Genomic DNA, 20760 nt, shown 5'->3' on the forward strand with positions numbered 1-20760 from the left:
ACTGAAGATGCCCCTTCCGGACGGTCTCACCAAGAGGCTCGCGGGCTCGTCACTGTCAACGGATAGTGAACAATCGCCCGTCGCTATCCGGGATGGGCTCGCGCTTCCCGATCGCCGCCGCCACGCCAGATAGGCGGGATCGACGCGCGATCCCCGCGCCGGAGACCGCCCATGCCCGAGATCGACCATCCCCAGCCCTTCGCCTTCGCCGCGCTGGACATGAAGGCCAAGCTCGAAGACGACACCTACGACGCGCGGCTGGCCGAGCTTCAGGGCCGGCTCGTCGCGATCGAGCAGACCTATCTCGGCTCGAAGGAGAGCGCGGTCATCGTCTTCGAAGGCTGGGATGCGGCGGGCAAGGGCGGCGCCATCCGGCGCATCTCGAACGTCCTCGATCCGCGCGGCTTCAAGGTCTGGCCGATCGCGGCCCCGAGCCCCGAGGATCTGAAGCGCCACTATCTCGCGCGCTTCTGGGAGCGCCTGCCCAAAGCCGGCGAGATCGCCGTCTTCGACCGCTCCTGGTACGGCCGCGTCCTCGTCGAGCGCGTCGAGGGCTTCGCGCCGGAGGCGGACTGGCGCCGCGCCTATGGCGAGATCAACGCCTTCGAGACGACGCTGGCCGATGCCGGCATCCGCATCGTCAAGATCTTCCTCGCCATCACGCGCGAGGAGCAGCTGGCGCGCTTCGTGAAGCGCATGGACGATCCCTTGAAGCGCTGGAAGCTCAGCGCCGAGGACTTCCGCAACCGCGGCAAGTGGGACGCCTATATCGAGGCCGCCGAGGAGATGATCGCCAAGACCTCGACGGCGGACGCGCCCTGGCACGTCATTCCCTCCAACTCCAAGAAGTATTCCCGCATCACCGCCCTCCAGGCCGTCGCCGACCGCCTCTCCTCCGGCCTCGACCTCACCCCCCGTCCCCTCCCGCCCGACGTCGCGGAAGCGGCCCGACAGGCGGTCGAGGCGGAGAAGGAAGCAAAACAGAGCTGACGTAACGGCGGACAGACCGCACCCGCGGCTGCCCGATCCCGTCCGAAGTCGCTCATATGGAGCCTGATGTCGGAAGGGTCGCGAAACCCTCCTTTACGCGCGGATGAAAGCCGGACCATAGGCGCGAGGGGCCGGGAAGGATATTTCCTGTCTGTGACGGCGTTTCCGGCTTCCACGTCGTCCGCGAGGCGTGACGATCGGCTCGCGGCGGCAGGTCGAGGTTTAAGACTCGGCCGCGACGGCGCCGCCCGTCTCCTTCGACTCGCGTCATCGGGGCGGAGCGGCGGGCCGCATCCAGCGTAACAGTTCGACCTCGGGAGTGCCGAGAGATCACGCGACGCCGTATCAGGCGCCGCGTCCGGCACCCTGCCGCACCCGATGATCCTCCACCGTCAGCGCCCGGCGCGGCGTCGATCGAGGCGTCCAGCGATCCATCCATTTCATCCGATGAGACGGCGTCCGGCTCGTGCATCCGGCGCGGGCGCGGCGTGCCGTCGGTTTCGGCCGGTGTCGGTCGTGCCTGCGGGGAGCCGCGGCGACCGGCACTCACGCGCCGCATCGTCGGTATCCGTCCGGGCCCGTTTGCCGAGGGTCTCGATCGTCGCCAGGGGTCACGGGCCCACTCGCATTCGCCTTGAACGATGCCAGCCACGTATTCAATCATATTAGTTCAGAAGTCTGATTGACTCTGATCGAATTGCGCTCGATGTTGGGTCGAGCCGATCGACGTGACGGCGTTGATCGGCTCGGGTGCTCGAGAACGAGGTTCGCGGCATGCCCTGTTTCCCCGGAGGACGGCGATGAAGGACGACCGGCTGACGGCCATTCGCCAGCACCTCTATTCGCATGGCTTCAGCTCGGTTCAGGCGATCGCGGACGCCGTGGGCGCCTCGCTCGCCACCATCCGTCGCGACCTCATGGTGCTGGAGGCCGAGGGCGTCATCGCCCGCACCCATGGCGGAGCCCGCATCTCCAGCTCGAGCGGCGTCGAAGTCGCCTTCGCCTTGCGGGAGCAGGAGAATCTCGCGGCCAAGCGCGCCATCGCCGACATCGCCTTCGAGATGCTGAGGCCCTACAGCTCGGTCTTTCTCGACGCCGGCACGACCGTTCTGCAACTCGCCCGTCGTCTCCGTCTCGATCCGATGCCGCTTTCCGTCTTCACCAACGGGATCGTGGTCGCGCAGACCCTGATGGAAGTGCCCGGCCTGTCGGTGACGGTGATCGGCGGCAAGCTCCGGGCCGAGAACGCCTCGATGGTCGGAGCGGCGGCGGAGGCGATGATCGACCGGCTCTGGTTCGACCAGCTCTTCCTCGGCGCCGGCGCCATCGGCGACGACCGCCGGCTCTACAGTCTCGACGCCAGCGAGGCGCGATTGAACGAGATGATGATGGCGCGCTCGGCCGAGACCGTGCTGCTCGCCGACGCGTCGAAGTTCGACCGGCGCCTGACCTATCTCGTGACGCCGCTCGGGCCCTCGATGCGCATCGTGACGGACGAGGCCCTGTCGGCTTCGTGGCGTCGAAAGCTCGGCGAAATCCCGTGCGAGACGACGATCGCACCCGCGCCGATCGCGGTTCCGGCGGCGACCGCGCTGGAGGGCGAGGGGTGATGGGGCTGATCCTCGGCGTCGACGGCGGCGGCAGCAAGACACTTCTCGCCGTGGCGACACGCGGCGGCGAGATCGTCGCCTTCGAACGGGGCGCCGGCACCGATCCCGCCGCGGATCCCGACTGGGGCATCCTGCTGCGCGACATGATGGTCGCCGCCCGGACCTCCTCCCTGGAGATCGAAGCGGCGGTCTTCGGCCTGTCCTCCCATGGCGAGATCGAGAGCCAGAGCGCCCATCAGGAAAGCGTCGCGTCCGCGCTGGCGGGCGAGGGTGCCGTCGTCGACAACGACGTGCGCATCGCCTTCGACGGCGCTCTGGCGGGGGCCGGGGGCGTGCTCCTTCTGGCGGGCACCGGTTCCATGGCATGGGCGAGCGGCGGCGGCCCGGATGCGCCGCAGGTGCGCGTCGGCGGTTGGGGCGAGGCCTTCGGCGACGAAGGCAGCGCCTTCTGGATCGGGCGCGAGGCCCTCGGCCTCGCCACGCGAGCCCTCGACGGGCGAAGCGACGCCCTGCCGTTCGCCGAGGCTCTCATTGGAAGCCTCGACCTCGCCCCGCACGAGATCATGCCCTGGGCCTCCTCGCTGCAGAACCGCCGGGCGAGTTTCGCCGCGCTGGCCCGGTACGTGTCGGCGCTCTGCGAAGCCGGCGATCCCGATGCGGCCCGTCTGATCGAGGCTGCCGCTGCCCATCTGGCCGCGCATGCGACGGCCGCCTGGCGACAGGTCGACGCGGATCGCCCGATGATCTGGACCTATGCCGGCGGGGTCTTCGCCAGCCCGACGTTCCTCGCCGCCGTCACGCGACATCTCGGCCGTCCGCCCGTGCCGCCCCGGCTGCCGCCCGTCGGCGGGGCGCTTCTCCGGGCGGCCCGGCGGGCCGGCTGGGCCGCCGACGATGCCTGGATCGATCGGCTCGCCGCCGGTCTTGCCGCCCGCCTCGCCTCTTCGCCGCAACCGTAACCCAAGGGAAAAGCCATGAACCGACGCTCGCTTCTCGCCGCCACGATCGCCCTGCCGTTCGTCCTCGGCCTTCCCGCTTTCGCGCAGGACGCCCAGCCGTTCGCCGGCAAGGCGATCTCGGTGCTGCTGCCGCCCTGGGGCACGCTGCCGAAGGAGATGACCGACCGCTTCGTCGCGGAGACCGGCATCGCGCTGGAGACCCAGACGCTCGGCTGGGACGACATCCGCACCAAGATCGTCACCTCCATGGTGGCCGGCACGGCGCCGGCCAACGCCACCGAAGTCGACTGGTCGTGGGTCGGCCAGTTCGGCTCGGCCGGCTGGTACGCGCCCCTCTCGGGCAAGGTCGACCCCGCGCTTCTCGCCGACCTTCCGACCGCGAAGATCTTCCAGTTCGACGGCGAGCTTCTCGCCGTGCCCTACAACAACGACTTCCGCATCCTGATCCTCAATCGCGACCACCTGACCCGCGCCGGGATCAAGGACGCGCCGAAGACGCCGCAGGAGCTTCTCGACGCCGCCAAGGCGATCAAGGCCGCCGGCATCGCCGAGTTTCCGATCGGCCTGCCGCTCTCGGCGACGGAAGGCAGCGCGACGGCCTGGTATCTCCTGACCAAGGCGTTCGGCGGCGAGCTGTTCGACGCGGCCTTCGAACCCCAGTTCACCGCGCCGGATTCGGCCGGATACAAGGCGATGGCGTTCGAGGTCGAAGCCTTGAAGGCCGGGCTGATCGATCCGGCCTCGACCGGCCTGAAGGACGTCGAGATCCAGGAGCTGTTCAAGAGCGGCCGGATCTCCTTCGACGTCGCCGGCTGGGCGGGCAACGTCGCCGTCTATTCCGACAAGGCGAAGTCGCAGGTGTCGGACCATGTCGAGGCGGCGCTTCTGCCTTCGACCACGGGAACGTCGCGCACCTTCGGCCTGCCCGGCGCCGTCGGCATCCCGGTCTCCGCGGCCGATCCGGAGGCGGGCCTCGCCTTCATCGAATGGCTCTTGAAGCCGGAGAACCAGATCCAGAGCTACACCGCGCTCGGCAATCTTCCGACCCGCACGAGCGTGCTCGAGAAGCTCAACGCCGAGGGCAAGCTTGCGAGCGGCACCGCGCTCCTGCAGCAGGCCGCCCTCGTCGAGCCGCTGTTCCAGCAGGGCACGCCGGGCTGGTATCCGGAGTTCTCGAGCGCCGTCGCGACCTATCTGAACCAGGCTGCCAAGGGGCAGATCACCGTCGCCGAAGCGGTCGCGCAAATCGCGACCGAAGCCAAGAACGCGCAGCAGTAGGGCGGTCCGGCGAGGGAGAGCGACCATGACAGCGACACCGCTCGCCGGGCGGCCCCCCGGCCGGACCGGCCGGCTCGGCGGCGAGGCATGGCTCGGCCTCGCCTTCGTCGTCCCCATCATCGCGATCATGGGCGGGCTGGTGTTCCTGCCCGTGATCAGCACCCTCGTCGACAGCCTGTACCGCATCGATCCGATGCGGGCCGGCACGCCCTTCGTGGGCCTTGGCAACTACACGACCCTGGCGGGCGACGCCAATGTCCGGCAGGCCTGGTTCAACACCCTCGTCTACGTCGTCATCGCCGTCCTGCTGCAGGCGATCGGCGGCCTCGGCGCGGCGCTGCTTCTGAACCGCGTCCGGACCGGGCGGCGCTGGCTCCTGGCCGCGCTCGTCCTGCCCTGGTGCCTTCCGCCCGTGGTCAACGCGCTGGTCTGGCTCTGGATCTACAATCCGAGCGTCGGGCTCCTGAACTCCGTGCTGCAGAGTCTGGGCATCATCGAGACGAACAAGGTCTGGTTCAACGACCGCACCACGGCGCTGTTCCTGATCGCCCTCGTCCATGTCTGGCGCATGCTGCCCCTGACGGCGATCATCCTTCTCGCCGCGCTCCAGAGCATTCCCAAAGAGCTCTACGAGGCCGCCAAGCTCGACGGCGCGGGGCCGATCAAGGCGTTCCGCATGGTGACGCTGCCCCTGATCAGCGGCGGCATCGCGATCGCGCTCAGCCAGTCCACGGTCTTCGCCTTCAACCTCTTCGACGAGGCCTGGATTCTCGCCGGCAGCAGCCTCGATACGCGCACGGTGATCATCCAGGTCTACATGTCGGCCTTCCAGAACCTGAAGTTCTCGCTCGGCATGGCCCTGTCGGTGCTGGCGATGATCGCCTCGCTTCTCGTGTCGCTCGTCTACGTGCTGCGGGTCTACCGCGAAACGCGGTTCGAATGATGAGCCGCCTCGGTCTCTCCCGCCTCGCCGGCCGCCTCGGCATCGCCGTCGCCGTCCTCGCGCTTCTCGTCTGGTCGCTCGGGCCGATCTACTGGGCGCTCGTCACCAGCCTGACGACCCCGGCCGACCTCGTCTCGCGCATCCCGCACTTCTGGCCGCCGAACGTCACGCTGGAGCACTATGCCAAGCTCTTCGGGGCGACCAGCACCTCGCAGGGCAACCAGACGCAGTCGATCTGGCCGCAGGTCTCGGCCGCCTTCGTCAACAGCCTCGTCACCTCCCTCGCCTCGACCGTCGTGACGATCGTGCTGGCGGCCTTCGGGGGCTATGCCTTCGTGCGGCTGCGGTTTCCCGGCCGCAACCTCCTCTTCGTCCTCGTGGTCGCGACCCTCGCGATCCCCGCCTATACCGTGATGATCCCGCTCTACCGGCTGATGATCGCGCTCGGGCTCATCGACACCTATCTCGGCGTGACGCTGATCTACGTCTCGGCCTTCCTGCCGCTGGCGCTGTGGCTGATGCGCAGCGTCTACCAGTCGCTGCCGCTGTCGCTGGAGGAGGCGGCCTGGCTCGACGGCGCCGGCCGCACCTACACGCTGATCCGGATCGTCCTGCCGCTCGCCGCGCCCGGCCTCATCGCGGCCTCGATCCTCACCTTCCTCAGCGCCTGGGGCCAGTTCATGGTGCCGCTCGTCTTCTCGCCGACGCTGGCGACCAAGCCCCTGACGGTCCTGATCCCGGAATTCGTCACGCGCAACTACGTCGACTACGGGCTGATGAACGCCGCCGGCATCCTCGCCATCGTGCCCCCCGCGCTGCTCGTCCTCTTCCTCAATCGCTACCTCGTCAGCGGCCTGATGGCCGGTGCGAGCAAATAGGCTTACCTCAAGGACCGACCATGAACGTCACCGAACGCGTGATCCGCGAACAGTTCCCCTTCTGGACCGGAGCGCTCGACATCGCGCTTCCCGCCCCCGGCGCCGGCCTCAACGTCGTCGTCGGATGCGGCACGTCCTACTACCTCGCGCTCAGCATCGCCGCGACCTTCAACCGGCGCGGCCATCGGGCGATCGCGGTGCCGGGCGCGGAATGGTCGCGCCATCGCGACAGCTACCCCGCTGGAGAGGACGTCACCGTCATCGCCCTGTCGCGCAGCGGCGAATCCAGCGAGACGGTGCAGGCGGTGGAGACGAGCCGGAAGGCCGGCCTGCGCACGATCGCCATCACCTGCGCCGAGGGCAGCTCGATCGCCCGCGCGGCCGAAACGGTGGTCTTCGCCCCGACGCATCCGGCCGAAGGCATCGTGATGACCTCCTCGGCGAGCCTCATGCTGCTGATCGGCTTGCGCATGGCCGGCATCGTCTTCGACGCGGACATCGCCGATGCGGCCGAGAGGCTCATGGAGACGGCGGACCGGGATCTCTCCCGCATCATCCAGGGCCGTTCGCATTTCGTCTATCTCGGCTCCGGCGCGCTCTACGGGCTCGCGACCGAGGGCGCGCTGAAGCTGCAGGAGATGAGCCTCAGCTACTCGCAGGCCTTCCACCCGATGGAATACCGGCACGGCCCGATCAGCCTCGTCGACGACGCGACCTTCGTCGTCGCCCTCTACAACGAGGACACGGCGGCGGAGGAGGCCGGCGTGATCCGGGACGTTCGCGACAAGGGCGCCTTCGTCCTCGCCTTCGGCGGTCCGGGCGATCTGTCGCTCGACGTGCCCGCCGGCAACGAGGCGCGCGCGCTGGCGGTGCTGCCCGCGCTGCAGATCCTCGGCGAGCGCGTCGCGGAGATGCGCGGCGCCGACACCGAAGCGCCGCGCCATCTCAGCAAGGTCGTCGTCCTCGCCTGAACGGCCGCATCGGTCATCGGCTCGCCGCATGCCGCGGCGCGCGCAGTCTGGAAGCGAAAGAGATCCATGGCGACAGTCGACATCCGCGACGTGCAGAAGGCCTACGGCATCCTTCCGGTCATCCACGGCGTCAGCCTGTCGGTCGCCGACGGCGAGTTCGTCTCGCTGATCGGGGCGTCCGGCTGTGGAAAGTCGACGCTCCTGCGCATGATCGCCGGCCTCGAGGAGATCGACGCGGGCACGGTCTCGCTCGGCTCCCGGGTGATCAACGACGTCGCGCCGAAGGACCGCGACATCGCCATGGTCTTCCAGAACTACGCGCTCTATCCCCATCTTACCGTCGCCGACAATATGGGCTTCTCGCTGCGGCTGCGGAACGTCTCCAAGGCCGAGACGCGCAAGGCGGTCGAGGCGGCGGCGGATCTGCTCGGCCTTGCACCCTATCTCGACCGCCTGCCGCGGGCGCTTTCCGGCGGGCAGCGCCAGCGCGTCGCGATGGGACGGGCCATCGTGCGCCAGCCGCAGGTCTTCCTGTTCGACGAGCCGCTCTCCAATCTCGACGCCAAGCTGCGGGTGCAGATGAGGGTCGAGATCAAGTCGCTGCAGAAGCGTCTCGGCACCACGTCGATCTACGTCACTCACGACCAGATCGAGGCCATGACCATGTCGGATCGGATCGTCATCATGAACGGCGGGCGGATCGAGCAGATCGGCACGCCGCTCGACCTCTACGACCGGCCGGACAACCTCTTCGTCGCGTCCTTCATCGGCTCTCCGACGATGAACCTCCTCCAAGGCACGCTGCTGCGGGACGGCGGCCGCGCCTTCGTCCGGATCGGGCCGACCCGCATCGCGCTCGACCGCGAGGTCGGTGCCGCATCGGGGACCGCCGTCGTCTGCGGCATCCGGCCCGAAGACGCCGATCTCGCCTCCGCGGGCTCGGCGGAAACGGGGCTGCCGCTGACGATCGATCTCGTCGAGCCGACGGGCGCCGAGTCGCATCTCTACGGCCGCATCGCCGGCCAGCCCGTCGTCGTCGCCGTTCACGGCCGCTCGAACCACAAGACGGGAGACAGCTTCTTCGTGTCTCCGATGCCCGGCGAGATGCACGTCTTCGACGCCGGGTCCGGTCGGCGTCTGTCATAGGGGCCGAGGGCCTGCTCCCGACGCCGTCTCACCGTGATGTCGGCGGACGGAGCGCGCGCCTTGCGCCAAGCGCGCATTCCCTCAAACGCTTGGGCCGGCCGGGGCGAGGGTCGGGCTCAGGCGAAGATGCCGTGGAGGAACCAGGTGGCGAGGGCTTCAGGGGGGACGTTGTCGGGGAGGGCTTCGCCGTGGAAGCCGCGGCGGAAGAGCCAGAAGCGTCGGCCGCCGTCGTCCTCCACGCGGAAATAGTCGCGCGTGCGCGCTTCGTCCATGCGCCACCATTCCGGCGCGATGCGTTCGGGGCCCTCGAACCGCCGGACGACATGCAGCGCCCGGCGCCAGCGGAACTGCATAGGCACGCCGTCCGGCACCTCGAAGCTCGCCTCCACCGGTTCGGGCCGTTCGAGAAGGCGCAAGGGGCGCAGCAGCGTCGGGGCGGCGTGGGCGTGGGCTTCGGCCTCGGCCTCGGCTTTGCTGGACTCGGGCGCGGCTCCCCGCTGTGAGATCCCCCGCGGTTCGGCGGGCGCCGGTTCGGTGGCGGGCCGGCAGCGCGCGGCGCGCTCGGGCCAATGGCTCTCGCGGTTTTCCAGGCGCTGCACGGCGCCGGAGCCGAGCCGCGCGCCGATCCGGTCGATCAGCGTTTCGAGATCGCCGGCCCCGGCCGTCTCTCCCGAAAGATCCTCCTGCCGCTCCGCCATGGCCTCGGCCTCGGTGACGGCGAGGCGCACGAGATCGTAGCCGTAGCCGGCGTCGAGCTCGTCGCCGGCGCCCTTCAGCCGTTCGCGGAAGAGCGCCAGGATGCGCTCGGGCGCGCGCAGGGGAACGGAGGCTGCGACCCTCAGGCGCTCCACCCGGCCGTCCATGCGAAAGAGCGAGAGTTCGAGGCGTCTCGCGCCCTTGCCCTCGCGCTCCAGCGAGGCGCGCAGCCGCTCCGCGAGGAAGGCGATGATGCGCTCGACATCTCCCGTCTCGACGATCGGCTCGGCGAAGCGGCGCTCGGCGAGAAGAAGCGGCACGGGGCGGCGCGGCTCGATCGGGCGCCGGGCCCGGCCGAGCGCCTCGTCGAGCCGGCGAACGGGGCGCTCGCCGACGCGCCGGACGAGCCCGTTGCGCGGCAGGACGAGAAGATCGGCGATGCGCTTCAGGCCGAGGCGGGCGAGAAGCGCCTGCGTTTCCCCATCCAGCCGGAGGGCGGCGAGCGGCAGCGGGGCGAGGCGCGTCTCCTCCTCGCCCGCTTCCGCGATCGTGCCGGAAGCGCCGCCGTGCAGGAGCGCGGCGGCGGTGCCGGGATGGGAGGCGATGGCGGCCTCGGCCGCAAAGCCTTGCCCGCGAAACCGCTTCAGGACCGTCGCCATCATCGCGGCCTCGCCGCCGAAGAGATGGGCGCAGCCGGAAATGTCGAGGACGAGGCCGGCCGGCGCATCGAGCGCGACGAGCGGCGTGTAGCGGTCGCAGGCCTCCGCCAGCGCTTCGAGCAGGCCCGCATCGGCGTCGGGATCGGCCTTGGCGAGGTCGAGGCCGGGATGGCGGGCGCGGGCTTCCGCGACGCCGAGACCCCGCGACAGGCCGAGCGCCTCGGCCTCGGGGTTGAGGGCGGAGAGGCGGAGCGCGCCGGCCTGATCCATGAAGAGGGCGAGCGGGGCGGCCCTTTCAGGATGCCCGGCGGAGCGGGAGGACGTCGGCCCGTTCTGGGGCCCGTTCTGGGGCCCGCTCTCCCGGCCGCCGTCCCGCAGGTTCCTGCGCGCCCTCTCGCGAAGGGTCCGGTCGGTGGGAAGATAGGGGAAGCGCAGCGACAGGTAGCGGCCGGGGCTCGACGGTCTGGAGGCGACGGTCATGGGGATTCCACTCCAAGAGAAGACGATGGGCCCGGCCGTCCCGCGATTTTTCGACGGCGACGGAAAAGACGGGATGACCGATGAGGCGCTCGCCGGCCGGGCCGAGCGCCGAAACGCCCCTGGCCGGCCGGCCCTCGACGCGAAGGCGCAAGGGCGCGGCGGTCGGCTCGGGAACCGCGCCCTGGCGCAGGAGGAAGAGCGGCACGCCCGCCTCCCGCGCGCGGACATGGAGCCGGCGCGTGCCGTCCAAAGCGAGCTTGCCGGGATTGCCCCGCACCTCCAGCACGGCGCAGGCGAGCGCGCCCGACCGGGCCGCCTCCTCCGCCGCCCAGACCGCCTCGTCGAGGCGGCCGGTCTCGACCTGCAGGAGACCGCAGGGGTCGAAGCCGAAGGCATGGAGGCCCGGCGCATAGAGCCGGCCGGCCTCGTGCAGGCCGAAGCCCTGCGAGATCCAGAGGAGCGGCCGGCGCGGGGAGGCGCCGAGACGGGTGGCGAGCGCCAGGACGAGACCCGCCGCGCTGCCGCCGCCGCGCGTCTCGTCGGCGTGGATCTCGGTGAGGCCCTCGGCGGAGAGGCTCTCGGCGAAGCCTGCGGCGCGGGGCTTTGCGACCTCTGCCGCCGCTTCCAGCCGATGGAGGCCGGTGCCGGCGATGGCGGCCACGCGTTCGCGAAGCGCCTGGAGATCGGGCCGCCCTTCGCCCGGACGCGGCGGCGCCTCGCCCCGGGGCGAGGGGACCGAGGCCCGGACGGCGGATGTCCCGAGCGCCGTCGCGGGACGTTCCGGCCCGGCCTCGATCGGCCCTCTCCCTCCCGTTCCCGCCATGGTGCTCTCCTTGAAACATGCGCTGCGGCATGCGCTGGCCGGTCGCGCGCCGGAGGGGGTCCAGGCTCGGTCCGTCCTCTCTCCCGGAGAGGATTGTTCGTGATATGTTCTTATGGATTCCAGACCCGGGAGAGAGAGTCAAGCAATCCCATCCTGTGATTATTTTCCTCTTTCCGGGGAACGAAAAGAACGGGGATTTCGTTCGCCGCCCCCCTTGCGGATGGCGAGGGCCTGCCGGGCCTGGGGATTGCGCGCTCTTGCGCCCCCTATCCGTTTCCCTCCGCACGCCTTATCTCTCGGCCGCGGAACGAGGGAGATCTTCAAGCGTGGCGAAGCTGGATCAGAGCGGCGACTGGGCCCGGCGCATGGCGCCGAGCCTCGACGAGATCGAGGCGCTGGCGCTGGAAGCCTATGCGGGCCTGCCCGCCTCCTTTCGGGCGCTCTGCGGCGAGATCCGGTTCCTCGTCGCGGATTTCCCCGAGGAGTCCGTCGTCGAGGAGATGGGGCTCGACAGCGCCTTCGACATTCTCGGCCTGTTCGAGGGCCAGCCGGTCGCCGATTTCGACGTGTCGATGACGGGCCAGCTGCCCAATCGCATCCTTCTCTATCGCCGCCCCATGCTGGACTATTGGGCCGAGCACGAGGAAAGCCTCGGCACGCTCGTCTCCCATGTCCTGATCCACGAGATCGGCCACCATTTCGGCCTGTCCGACGACGACATGGAGACCCTGGAGGCCGAAGTCTCCTGACCCGTCGTCTCCCGGTCCGTCAGGGGCCGGGGGAGCCGCTCGCCTCGCCGCCATGGAGCTCCAGCGACCAGCGCAGCAGCTGGGGCAAGGGCGTCCAGAGGCCCGTCGCGATGCCGGCCCGGCGCAGGGTGGCGGCGGTCCAGACATTGCAGCCGGCCACGGCGTTGAACCGGCCGGTCGCCTCGAAGAAGCGGTCGTAGGGGCCGTAGCCCGCGCCCGGAATCGGCGTCGTTGCGGCGAAGCTCTCCTCGATCGCGGACAGGAGGGCCTCGTAGGCGGCATCGTCGAGGGTGAAGGCGCTGGTGTCCTTGTCCTCCTCGCGCAGCGGGCCGGCGAGGCCGACATGCATGACCGCATCGTCCAGCGTGAAGGACTTCACGACGGGCCAGGGGCGAAGGTCGCTCCAGGTCGGCGTCTCCACGTAGAAGCTTCGTCCCCCGCGCCCGACGAGCAGCCAGTCCGCGCGCTCGGCCGGCAGGCCCGCCGCCTGGAGGAAGGCGAAGCGGGCAAGGAGCGCGGCATCGACGGGCAGGGCGATGTCGGTGTGGATGGCGTTGGCGAGAACGAGGATGTGGTGGGCACCGCTCCCTTGCGCGGGCGGGCCGGACGGGCCGAGGCGGATCAGCGTCCCGAGCGCCAGGGCAAGGGCGAGGGTGAGGGCGGCGGCGGCGAGGCCGATCCTAGTGCGCATCCGGACCGGCCGTCTCCTCGAGGAGGCGCCGCGCCGCGTCGAGATGCATCCGCTCGGCCATGCGCCCGCCGACCTCGACGACGCCGCGTGCCGCCACGTCCGGCTCGGCGAAGGCGGCGACGATGGCGCGGGCCTCCGCGATCTCCGCCGGCGTCGGCGCGAAGCCGCGAAGCGTCGGGGCGATCTGGCCGGGATGGATCAGCGTCTTGCCGGCAAAGCCGAGACCGCGCGCCTGAAGCGCCTCGGCTTCGAGCGCAGCATCGTCGTCCAGCCGGTTGAAGACGCCGTCGAGCGCATCGAGCCCATGGGCCCTTGCGGCGAGGACGACGCCGGACAGATAGGGCACGAGCTCCGGCCGGCCCGGCGACAGGCGAAGGCCGAGCGTGGCGACGAGATCGTTCGGTCCGACAACGAGGGCCTCAAGCGGCGCGGACAGGCCGGCGCCCTCGCGCGCGATTTCGGGCGCGGCCAGAAGCCCCCTCGGCGTCTCGATCATCGCCCAGAGCGGCAGGGGCCTCGGTGGATCGGTCTCGGCCAGAGCCTGCGAGACATCGCGCAGCGTCCCGGCGCTCTCCACCTTCGGCAGGAGGATCGCATCGGGAAAGACCGCGCGCGCCATCAGGAGGTCTTCGGTGCCGTGGGGGCTCTCCAGCGGGTTGATGCGCACGACGCGCTCGGGCCCGCCGGGGGGAAGGCCCGTCAGATGATCGCGCAGGCGCTCGCGCGCCGCATCCTTCTCGTCGGGACCGGCGGAATCCTCGAGATCGAAGATCAGGACGTCGGCGGGAAGGCCCGCGGATTTGGCGAGCGCGCGCTGATTGGCGGCGGGAACGAAGAGGACGGTGCGGCGGCGGCGTGGGGCGATCATGCCTCCTTGGTGCCGCAAGACGGCGCGCGGCACAATCTCCGGCCCCGGAACGCCCTGCGGCAAGATGGTTTTCGCGGGGGAGCCGGAGTGGTATGGAACGGCGAACGGCCCATCCGACGAGCGCGGCTTCCCTGTCCGCGCCCAAACCCTCGCGAGGGATTTCCATGCAGAAGTTCGACAAGCTCACCGGCATCGCCGCGCCCATGCCGATCGTCAACATCGACACCGACATGATCATCCCGAAGGACTATCTGAAGACGATCGAGCGCACGGGTCTCGGCAAGGGCCTCTTCGCGGAGCTGCGCTACAAGGACGACGGCTCGGACAATCCGGACTTCGTTCTGAACAAGCCGGCTTACAAAGGCGCTGAGATCCTCGTCGTCGGCGACAATTTCGGCTGCGGCTCGAGCCGCGAGCACGCGCCCTGGGCGCTGCTCGACTTCGGCATCCGCTGCGTGATCTCCACGTCCTTCGCCGACATCTTCTACAACAACTGCTTCAAGAACGGCATCCTGCCCATCCGCGTCTCGCCGGAAGCGCTGGCGCTTCTGATGGACGATGCCGAGCGCGGCGCGAACGCGCGCGTCTCGATCGACCTCGAAGCCCAGGAAATCCGCGGCCCCGACGGCGGCACGCTCCATTTCGACATCGACCCCTTCCGCAAGCACTGCCTCATCAACGGACTCGACGATATCGGCCTGACGATGGAGAAGGAGGCGGGAATTTCCGCCTACGAGGCCAAGCTCTCGGAGAGCCGCCCCTGGGCGTGAGCGCCCGGATCGCTGCGGGCGTGATGTTCGAGTAAAGCCGTCCACCCTTCGAAGGGCAGGTGCCGCGACCCGGCGCCTGCCCTTTTTAAATGTGCGATCAGGCGCGCTTGGGTTCCAGCGCGACCTGGAAGAGTTCGGCATCGGCCACGTCGCGCAGCGTCACCGTCATGATCTCGGTGTCCGCCGCGATGGCGACATGGCCGAAGAACTGGAGACCGGCGGCCGGCGAGGTGTTCTGGCCCTGCTCCTTGGTCGGGGCCTTCACGTAGCGAAGCTCGGGGCCGAAGGTCTGGTCGAGATCGCCGGGGCCGAACGTGCCGGAATGGAGCGGGCCGGAGACGAACTCCCAGAAGGGCTCGAAATCCTGGAAGGCGGCCTTTTCGGGATTGTAGTAATGGGCGGCGGTGTAGTGCACGTCCGCGGTGAGCCAGACCGTGTTGCGGATCGCGGCGTCCTTAATGAACTTCAGAAGGGCGGCGAATTCCAGCTCGCGGCCGAGCGGCTTGCCCGGCTCGTTGTTGGCAACGGCCTCGAAACCCTTCTTCTCCTTGGCATTGTCCCAGACGACGAGGCCGAGCGGCATGTCGGCGGCGATCACCTTCCAGGTCGCCTGGGACGCCTTCAGCTCGCGCTCCAGCCAGGCGATCTGGTCGGCCCCGAGGAAAACGCTGTCGGTTCCAATGTCGGTTTCGAGATTGGCGCCGTTCGGGCCGCGATAGGTGCGCATGTCGAGGAAGAAGACGTCGAGCAGCGGGCCGTAGGCGACCTTGCGATAGACGCGCTGCGGCTCGCCGAGCGAGGCTGCGATCGGCATCATCTCGTGGAAGGCGCGCATGGCGCGAGCCGAGAGAAGCTCGATCGACTTCTCGTCATAGGCCTCGCCGAGGACCTTGGAGCTCGACCAGTTGTTCGTGACCTCGTGGTCGTCCCACTGGGCGAGCATGGGCACGGCCGCGTTGAAGGCGCGAAGGTTCGTGTCCATCAGATTGTAGAGGTAGTTTCCGCGGAACTCCTCAAGCGTCTCGGCGACCTTGGACTTCTCCGCCGTCACGACGTTCTTCCAGACGGTGCCGTCGGGCAGGTCGACGCTCTCCTTGATCGGCCCGTCCGCATAAATCGTGTCGCCGGAATGGATGAAGAAGTCGGGCCGGTGCTTCAGCATCGTGTCGTAGATGCGCATGCCGCCGCGCGCTTCGTCGATGCCCCAGCCCTGGCCTGCCGTGTCGCCGCTCCAGGTGAAGGAGATGTCGCGCTTCTGCGTCGGCGCGGTGCGGAAATGGCCGATGGCCGGCTCCGACACGGCATTGACGTCGGAGAGATCGGTCATGGCGACGCGCCAGAAGATGTCCTGGTCGGCGGGCAGCCCCTCTGCGAGAATCTTCACGGCATGGCCGGTGTCGGGCAGGGCATCGAGCGCGGGAAGGCGGGTGACGTCGGAGAAGGACTCGGTCGTCGACCATTCGAAATGGGCGCGGGCCGGGCGGTCCGAGCGCGCCCAGAGCACGCCGCGATCGGCGCCGATATCGCCGGACTGCACGCCGCTCGGCAGGCCCGGCCGCGTGTTGGCGCGAGAGAAGCCGGGAAGGGCCAGGGCGCCGGTCAGAGCCAGCGTGCCGCCGGCGGCGCCGCGCAGAAGGGCGCGGCGGGAGACGGTGGTGCTGTCGTCGAAGATGCGGATGGCCATGGAACGCTCCTGCAGGCTGAGGCTGGAGGCGTTCTAAGCTGGGTGCATGACAGGGGGGCGAAGGTCCGGCGACGATGGGATGACGCGCCGGACCCCGAGCGGAAGGATCAGCTCCGGTCGCGCTTGGCCAGGGTGCGAAGGCGCAGCGCGTTCAGCTTGATGAAGCCGGCGGCGTCCTTCTGGTCGTAGGCGCCGTGGTCGTCCTCGAAGGTGACGAGCGCGTCGGAATAGAGGCTTTTCGGGCTGGTGCGGCCGATGACCATGACATTGCCCTTGTAGAGCTTCAGCCGAACCGAGCCCTCGACATGCTCCTGGCTCTTGTCGATCAAGGCCTGGAGCATGTGGCGCTCGGGCGAGAACCAGAAGCCGTTGTAGATCAGCTCGGCATAGCGCGGCATCAGCTCGTCCTTGAGATGCGCGGCGCCCCGGTCGAGCGTGATGCTCTCGATCGCGCGATGCGCGGTGAGAAGGATCGTGCCGCCCGGCGTCTCGTAGACGCCGCGCGACTTCATGCCGACGAAGCGGTTCTCCACGAGATCGAGACGGCCGATGCCGTTGTCGCGGCCGAGATCGTTGAGGGCGGCCAGAAGCTCGTGCGGCTTCAGGCTCTTGCCGTCGAGCGAGACGGGATCGCCCTTCTCGAAGCCGATCTCGATCGTGGTCGCCTTGTCCGGCGCCTCCTCCGGGCTGATCGTGCGCTGGTAGACGTAGGCGGGGGATTCCTCGGCGGGGTCCTCCAGCACCTTTCCTTCGGAGGAGGAGTGGAGAAGGTTCGCGTCGACCGAGAAGGGCGCCTCGCCCTTCTTGTCCTTGGAGACGGGAATCTGGTGCTTCTCGGCAAAGTCGAGGAGATCGGTGCGGGACTTGAAGGTCCAGTCGCGCCAGGGGGCGATGATCTTGATGTCCGGGTTCAGCGCATAGGCCGACAGCTCGAAGCGGACCTGATCGTTGCCCTTGCCGGTCGCGCCGTGGGCGATGGCGTCGGCGCCGGTCTCGCGCGCGATCTCGACGAGGCGCTTGGAAATGAGGGGCCGGGCGATCGAGGTGCCGAGAAGGTAGACGCCCTCATAGGCGGCATTGGCGCGGAACATCGGGAAGACGAAGTCGCGGCAGAACTCCTCGCGCACGTCCTCGATGTAGATTTCCTTGATGCCGAGCATCTCGGCCTTCCTGCGCGCGGGCTCCAGCTCCTCGCCCTGGCCGAGATCGGCGGTGAAGGTCACGACCTCCGCGCCATATTCGGTCTGCAGCCATTTCAGGATGATCGAGGTGTCGAGGCCGCCGGAATAGGCGAGGACCACTTTCTTGATGTCGCGATGCTGTGCCATGCCGCTTGTCTGTCCCACGCGCTGATGAAGAGGGGCTTGCCGAGAAGGCGTCGCAGAGCGCTCTACAGCAAGTGCGGGGGCGGAAGGAAGCCTTTCGCGATGCGGGACAAGCTCACGCGGCCCGCGCGCCGAAGGCCGCGCCGCGCCTCCAGCGGGCCGCCAGACGCGCGAGCCCGCCCGTCACGGCCGCGTCGAGCGCCTCCGCCCGCCGGGTGAAGACCGGCCGCAGCGACAGCATCACCGCCCCGCAGAGCAGCCAGGACAGGACGACGTCGGAGAAGAAATGCGCGCCGAAGGCGATGCGGTTCAGCGAGACGGCGACGACGAAGGGCACGAGGACGTAGAGCGCCGGGCGACGCGAGGCCGGCGGCAGAAGGAAGACGAGGGCGAGCATCGCCAGCGCCGACCCCGCCTCGCCCGAGGGGAAGGAGCAGTTGCCCGAGCAGGCGGAGGAGGCCTGCCAGGCCGGCGTGAAGAGATCGGCCCCGCCGAATTCGGCGATGTCGCGCGGGCGCGCGCGGCCGACCAGCGTCTTCAGGCCGTTAACGAGAAGGCCGGGGCCGGCGGCATAGAAGGCGAGGACGAAGAGCACGGCATGGGGGCGCGGCAGCGCGGGCCTGCGCAGGCCGAGCCCTTGCGCCAGAAGCAGCGCGGCGAGACCCCAGAGCAGGACGGGCGTCAGGATGCGGTTGAGATCGCGCAGCGCGATCAGCGACGCCATGCCCGACAGGGGAAAGCCGCCGTCCGGCCCGACGAACCAGCCGGAGACGAGAAGGTCGATGCCGGGGGCGAGAAGGACGAGAATGCTGAAGAGCGCCGCCAGATGCGCCAGCGTGTTGGCGGGGCTTTCGGCGAGGAGGCGAGCCGGCGCCGCATCCATCCGGGGCGCCGGAACCGGCCGCCCGCGCGGGGGCGAGGCGAGGCGAGCCAAGGCGCGGCGTGCACGGACGGAGGCGGCATCCGGCCAGAAGATGGGCATGAGAGGCGGCTCCGATCGGGTGGCTCGCCTCCTCTGTGGCCGGCTAAGGTTACATGGGCATGATGGCTCGGTTACAGTTCCGTCATCGAAAGGCGCCGGCGCGACGTTTCATCGGCGCCCGGCCGCGCGCTATAGCGAAAACGGCTGGCGCGGCAGGCTCTGCGGGTCTATCGCGGAGGCCGGAGACATCGGACGCTCAAGCGAGGATCGGGGGCCGGAACGGCATGGACTTTCTTCCCGGTGCGGGGCCCTTCCTCGCCTTCACGCTGGCCGGACTCGTGCTGACGATCACGCCGGGGCCGGACATGACGCTCTTTCTCGGGCGCACGCTCTCCAGCGGCCGGGCCGCCGGCATCGCGGCCATGCTCGGCGCCTCGACGGGCGTTCTCGTGCACACGACGCTCGCCGCCTTCGGCCTCTCCGCTCTCGTCGCCGCCTCGCCGGAGGCCTTCGCGTTGCTGCGCTTCGCGGGCGCGGGCTATCTCCTCTATCTCGCGATCCAGGCGATCCGCACGGGATCGAGCCTGCAGCTGGAGGCCAAGGCCCCCGGCGAGAGGCGCTCGCTCGTCTCGCACTGGCTGACTGGCGTCGGCATCAATCTCCTCAACCCGAAGATCATCCTCTTCTTCGTGACCTTCCTGCCGAGCTTCGTCTCGGCCGGCGATCCCCATGCCGCGCAGAAGCTCGTCTTCTTCGGCGTCTACTTCATCGTCCTCGCGATCCCGATCTCGGTCGCGATGATCTTCGCCGCCGATCGTTTCGCGGGCGCGCTGAAGAGCCGGCCGAAGATCATGCGCGGCATCGACTACGTCTTCGCCTCCGTCTTTTCCGCCTTCGCGGTCTCGATCTTCCTGGCCAAGGCCTGAGCGTTTGAGCTGGCTTGGCTGGGCGCTGGGTTCGGCGGGCTTTGCGGCGATGACCGCGATCTTCGGCAAGATCGGCGTCGCCGGGGTTCCGTCCGACTACGCGACCTTCCTGCGCACGATCGTCATCCTCGCCTTCGCCGGCGCGATCGTCGCTGCGACCGGCCAGTGGCGCCCGCCCGCCGACCTGCCCGGCCGCACGCTCCTCTTCCTCGCCCTCTCTGGCCTTGCCACCGGCGCCTCCTGGCTCTGCTACTACCGCGCCCTCCAGCTCGGCCAGGCCGCAAAGGTCGCGCCGGTCGACAAGCTCTCGGTCGTCCTCGTCGCGGTCTTCGGCGTGGTGTTTCTGTCGGAAAAGCTCACCGCCGCGAACTGGGCCGGCGTGGCGCTGATCACGGCCGGCGCGGTGCTGGTGGCGTGGCGGTGAGGGGGCGATCCGCGGGATCGTGCGATCACGGCATCGGGGCGGAGAGGAATGCGCTCTCGATCGACCTCGCCGCCTCGCGCAGCCGATGCAGCAGACGCTCGACGGCGGGATGGCGGGGGCCGGGACGCATGACGACGTGGAAACATTCGGGATTGTCGGTCGTCGCCGGATGAACCGGGATCAGATGCAGGCTTTGACGAAACGCATTGCCGTAGGGCAATCGCGCCAGCGCGATGCCCATGCCCGAGGCGGCCGCCAGAAGGGCGAGATCGTGGCCCGGCAGGGTCCGACTTTGTCCGTCGGCCTCGTAGGCATGGCCTCGATCCGCGAGCCAGAGACGCCAGCCGGCCTCGGACGCATCATGAAGAATGGGAAAGCGCAGCAGGTCCTCGATCCGCGGCTGCCCGGACAGGGCGTCCGCGATCGTTCGGGACGCGACGGGTCGTAGAGCTTCCCGGAACAGGGGCTCCGATATGACATTCGGCCATCCGCCCCGCCCGAGCCGAATGGCGATCCGGGCATCCGACAGCGTCATGTGCCGGCTGTCGATCTCCAGTTCGATCCGCAGATCCGGTGGCGATCCTTCCAGCATCGCCAGCTTGGGCAACAGCCAGAGACGGGCGAAGGACTGTACGACGCCGACGCGGATCGTGGCGAGGCCGTGATCCGTGCGGTCCGTCGCCCGACTGTCCTCCAGCATCGCCACCGCCAGTTCGATGCGCGCGGCGAAGCGTTCGCCATCCAGGGTCAGCCGCACGCCCCGGCCGTGGCGCTCGAACAGGCGCAGCCCGGCCCACCGCTCGGCCATCGCGACACGTCGGCTGACCGCGCCGTGCGTGATGCCGAGTTCGTTCGCCGCAGCGGAGAGCGAGCCGAGGCGGGCGGCACCCAGAACCGCCTCCAGGGTCTCGAGCGGAGGTAGGCCCGTCCTGTGTTCCATACGCACATCTGAATGCGGATGCGGCTTC

The 20760-nt window shown here is 69.3% G+C and carries 20 protein-coding genes; 12 read left to right on the plus strand and 8 right to left on the minus strand.

From position 1 onward, the window contains the following. Positions 1 to 171 precede the first annotated feature (171 nt). From ASG62_RS07475 to ASG62_RS07510, 8 genes are all read left to right on the plus strand, one after another. Positions 172 to 990: a polyphosphate kinase 2 family protein gene (locus tag ASG62_RS07475; RefSeq protein ID WP_056695262.1), complete on the plus strand. Its 819-nt coding sequence runs from the start codon at positions 172 to 174 to the stop codon at positions 988 to 990. An 800-nt stretch (positions 991 to 1790) separates the two neighbouring features. Then, positions 1791 to 2600: a DeoR/GlpR family DNA-binding transcription regulator gene (locus ASG62_RS07480; protein WP_056695264.1), complete on the plus strand. Its 810-nt coding sequence runs from the start codon at positions 1791 to 1793 to the stop codon at positions 2598 to 2600. Next, the gene (locus ASG62_RS07485; protein ID WP_056695266.1) at positions 2600 to 3559 is read left to right on the plus strand and encodes an N-acetylglucosamine kinase; all 960 of its coding nucleotides are present in this window, start codon (positions 2600 to 2602) and stop codon (positions 3557 to 3559) included. The genes ASG62_RS07480 and ASG62_RS07485 overlap by 1 nt, the downstream gene beginning before the upstream one ends. Positions 3560 to 3574: 15 nt before the next feature. Then, positions 3575 to 4837: an extracellular solute-binding protein gene (locus tag ASG62_RS07490; protein ID WP_056695268.1), complete on the plus strand. Its 1263-nt coding sequence runs from the start codon at positions 3575 to 3577 to the stop codon at positions 4835 to 4837. A 25-nt stretch (positions 4838 to 4862) separates the two neighbouring features. Next, positions 4863 to 5780, plus strand: coding sequence for a carbohydrate ABC transporter permease (locus tag ASG62_RS07495; RefSeq protein ID WP_056695269.1), 918 nt, complete (start codon positions 4863 to 4865; stop codon positions 5778 to 5780). Further along, the gene (locus ASG62_RS07500) at positions 5777 to 6658 is read left to right on the plus strand and encodes a carbohydrate ABC transporter permease (RefSeq protein WP_244487593.1); all 882 of its coding nucleotides are present in this window, start codon (positions 5777 to 5779) and stop codon (positions 6656 to 6658) included. The genes ASG62_RS07495 and ASG62_RS07500 overlap by 4 nt, the downstream gene beginning before the upstream one ends. 20 nt (positions 6659 to 6678) lie before the next feature. Continuing rightward, positions 6679 to 7629, plus strand: coding sequence for an SIS domain-containing protein (locus ASG62_RS07505; RefSeq protein WP_056695271.1), 951 nt, complete (start codon positions 6679 to 6681; stop codon positions 7627 to 7629). Positions 7630 to 7695: 66 nt separating this feature from the next. Then, a complete protein-coding gene (locus tag ASG62_RS07510) occupies positions 7696 to 8775 on the plus strand; it encodes an ABC transporter ATP-binding protein (RefSeq protein ID WP_056695273.1) in 1080 nt (359 codons plus the stop codon). Positions 8776 to 8891: 116 nt separating this feature from the next. On the opposite strand, the gene ASG62_RS07515 is transcribed toward ASG62_RS07510, so the two are convergent. Both ASG62_RS07515 and ASG62_RS27530 read right to left on the minus strand, forming a co-directional pair. Further along, positions 8892 to 10400: a Y-family DNA polymerase gene (locus ASG62_RS07515; RefSeq protein WP_056695274.1), complete on the minus strand. Its 1509-nt coding sequence runs from the start codon at positions 10398 to 10400 to the stop codon at positions 8892 to 8894. 25 nt (positions 10401 to 10425) lie between these two features. Beyond that, positions 10426 to 11433 carry a hypothetical protein gene (locus ASG62_RS27530; protein WP_056695276.1) on the minus strand — a complete coding sequence of 336 codons (1008 nt, stop codon included), beginning with the start codon at positions 11431 to 11433 and terminating at the stop codon, positions 10426 to 10428. A 326-nt stretch (positions 11434 to 11759) separates the two neighbouring features. Between ASG62_RS27530 and ASG62_RS07525 the strand changes: the two genes are divergently transcribed. Beyond that, positions 11760 to 12182: a metallopeptidase family protein gene (locus ASG62_RS07525; RefSeq protein ID WP_056695278.1), complete on the plus strand. Its 423-nt coding sequence runs from the start codon at positions 11760 to 11762 to the stop codon at positions 12180 to 12182. A 19-nt stretch (positions 12183 to 12201) separates the two neighbouring features. Here ASG62_RS07525 and ASG62_RS07530 read toward each other — a convergent pair whose 3' ends face one another. Together ASG62_RS07530 and ASG62_RS07535 are read right to left on the minus strand one after the other, a co-directional pair. Continuing rightward, a complete protein-coding gene (locus tag ASG62_RS07530) occupies positions 12202 to 12873 on the minus strand; it encodes a TIGR02117 family protein (protein ID WP_056695279.1) in 672 nt (223 codons plus the stop codon). Beyond that, positions 12863 to 13741, minus strand: a complete 879-nt coding sequence (locus tag ASG62_RS07535; protein WP_056695341.1) for an HpcH/HpaI aldolase/citrate lyase family protein — start codon at positions 13739 to 13741, stop codon at positions 12863 to 12865. Before ASG62_RS07535 ends, ASG62_RS07530 begins: the two co-directional genes overlap by 11 nt. A gap of 164 nt (positions 13742 to 13905) precedes the next feature. On the opposite strand from ASG62_RS07535, the gene leuD reads away from it, so the two are divergent. After that, complete coding sequence (gene leuD / locus ASG62_RS07540; RefSeq protein ID WP_056695282.1) at positions 13906 to 14511, plus strand: 3-isopropylmalate dehydratase small subunit; 606 nt, start codon at positions 13906 to 13908, stop codon at positions 14509 to 14511. Positions 14512 to 14608: 97 nt separating this feature from the next. On the opposite strand, the gene ASG62_RS07545 is transcribed toward leuD, so the two are convergent. From ASG62_RS07545 to ASG62_RS07555, 3 genes are all read right to left on the minus strand, one after another. Continuing rightward, positions 14609 to 16195, minus strand: a complete 1587-nt coding sequence (locus ASG62_RS07545; protein ID WP_056695284.1) for an alkaline phosphatase D family protein — start codon at positions 16193 to 16195, stop codon at positions 14609 to 14611. A gap of 107 nt (positions 16196 to 16302) precedes the next feature. Further along, positions 16303 to 17523, minus strand: coding sequence for an argininosuccinate synthase (locus ASG62_RS07550; RefSeq protein WP_056695286.1), 1221 nt, complete (start codon positions 17521 to 17523; stop codon positions 16303 to 16305). 112 nt (positions 17524 to 17635) lie between these two features. Beyond that, entirely contained in the window at positions 17636 to 18502 is an 867-nt protein-coding gene (locus ASG62_RS07555) for a phosphatase PAP2 family protein (RefSeq protein ID WP_056695288.1), read from the minus strand. Positions 18503 to 18726: 224 nt separating this feature from the next. Here ASG62_RS07555 and ASG62_RS07560 point away from each other — a divergent pair, with 224 nt between their 5' ends. Next, positions 18727 to 19368, plus strand: a complete 642-nt coding sequence (locus ASG62_RS07560) for a LysE family translocator (protein ID WP_056695290.1) — start codon at positions 18727 to 18729, stop codon at positions 19366 to 19368. A 4-nt stretch (positions 19369 to 19372) separates the two neighbouring features. Continuing rightward, a complete protein-coding gene (locus ASG62_RS07565) occupies positions 19373 to 19792 on the plus strand; it encodes an EamA family transporter (RefSeq protein WP_274532608.1) in 420 nt (139 codons plus the stop codon). 25 nt (positions 19793 to 19817) lie between these two features. Here the strand turns inward: ASG62_RS07565 and ASG62_RS07570 are convergent, their stop codons facing one another. Then, positions 19818 to 20732, minus strand: coding sequence for a LysR substrate-binding domain-containing protein (locus ASG62_RS07570; RefSeq protein ID WP_056695292.1), 915 nt, complete (start codon positions 20730 to 20732; stop codon positions 19818 to 19820). Between the last annotated feature and the right edge of the window lie 28 nt (positions 20733 to 20760).

It is taken from the genome of Aureimonas sp. Leaf427 (genome assembly GCF_001425485.1).
In the GTDB taxonomy this organism is placed as follows: Bacteria; Pseudomonadota; Alphaproteobacteria; order Rhizobiales; family Rhizobiaceae; genus Plantimonas.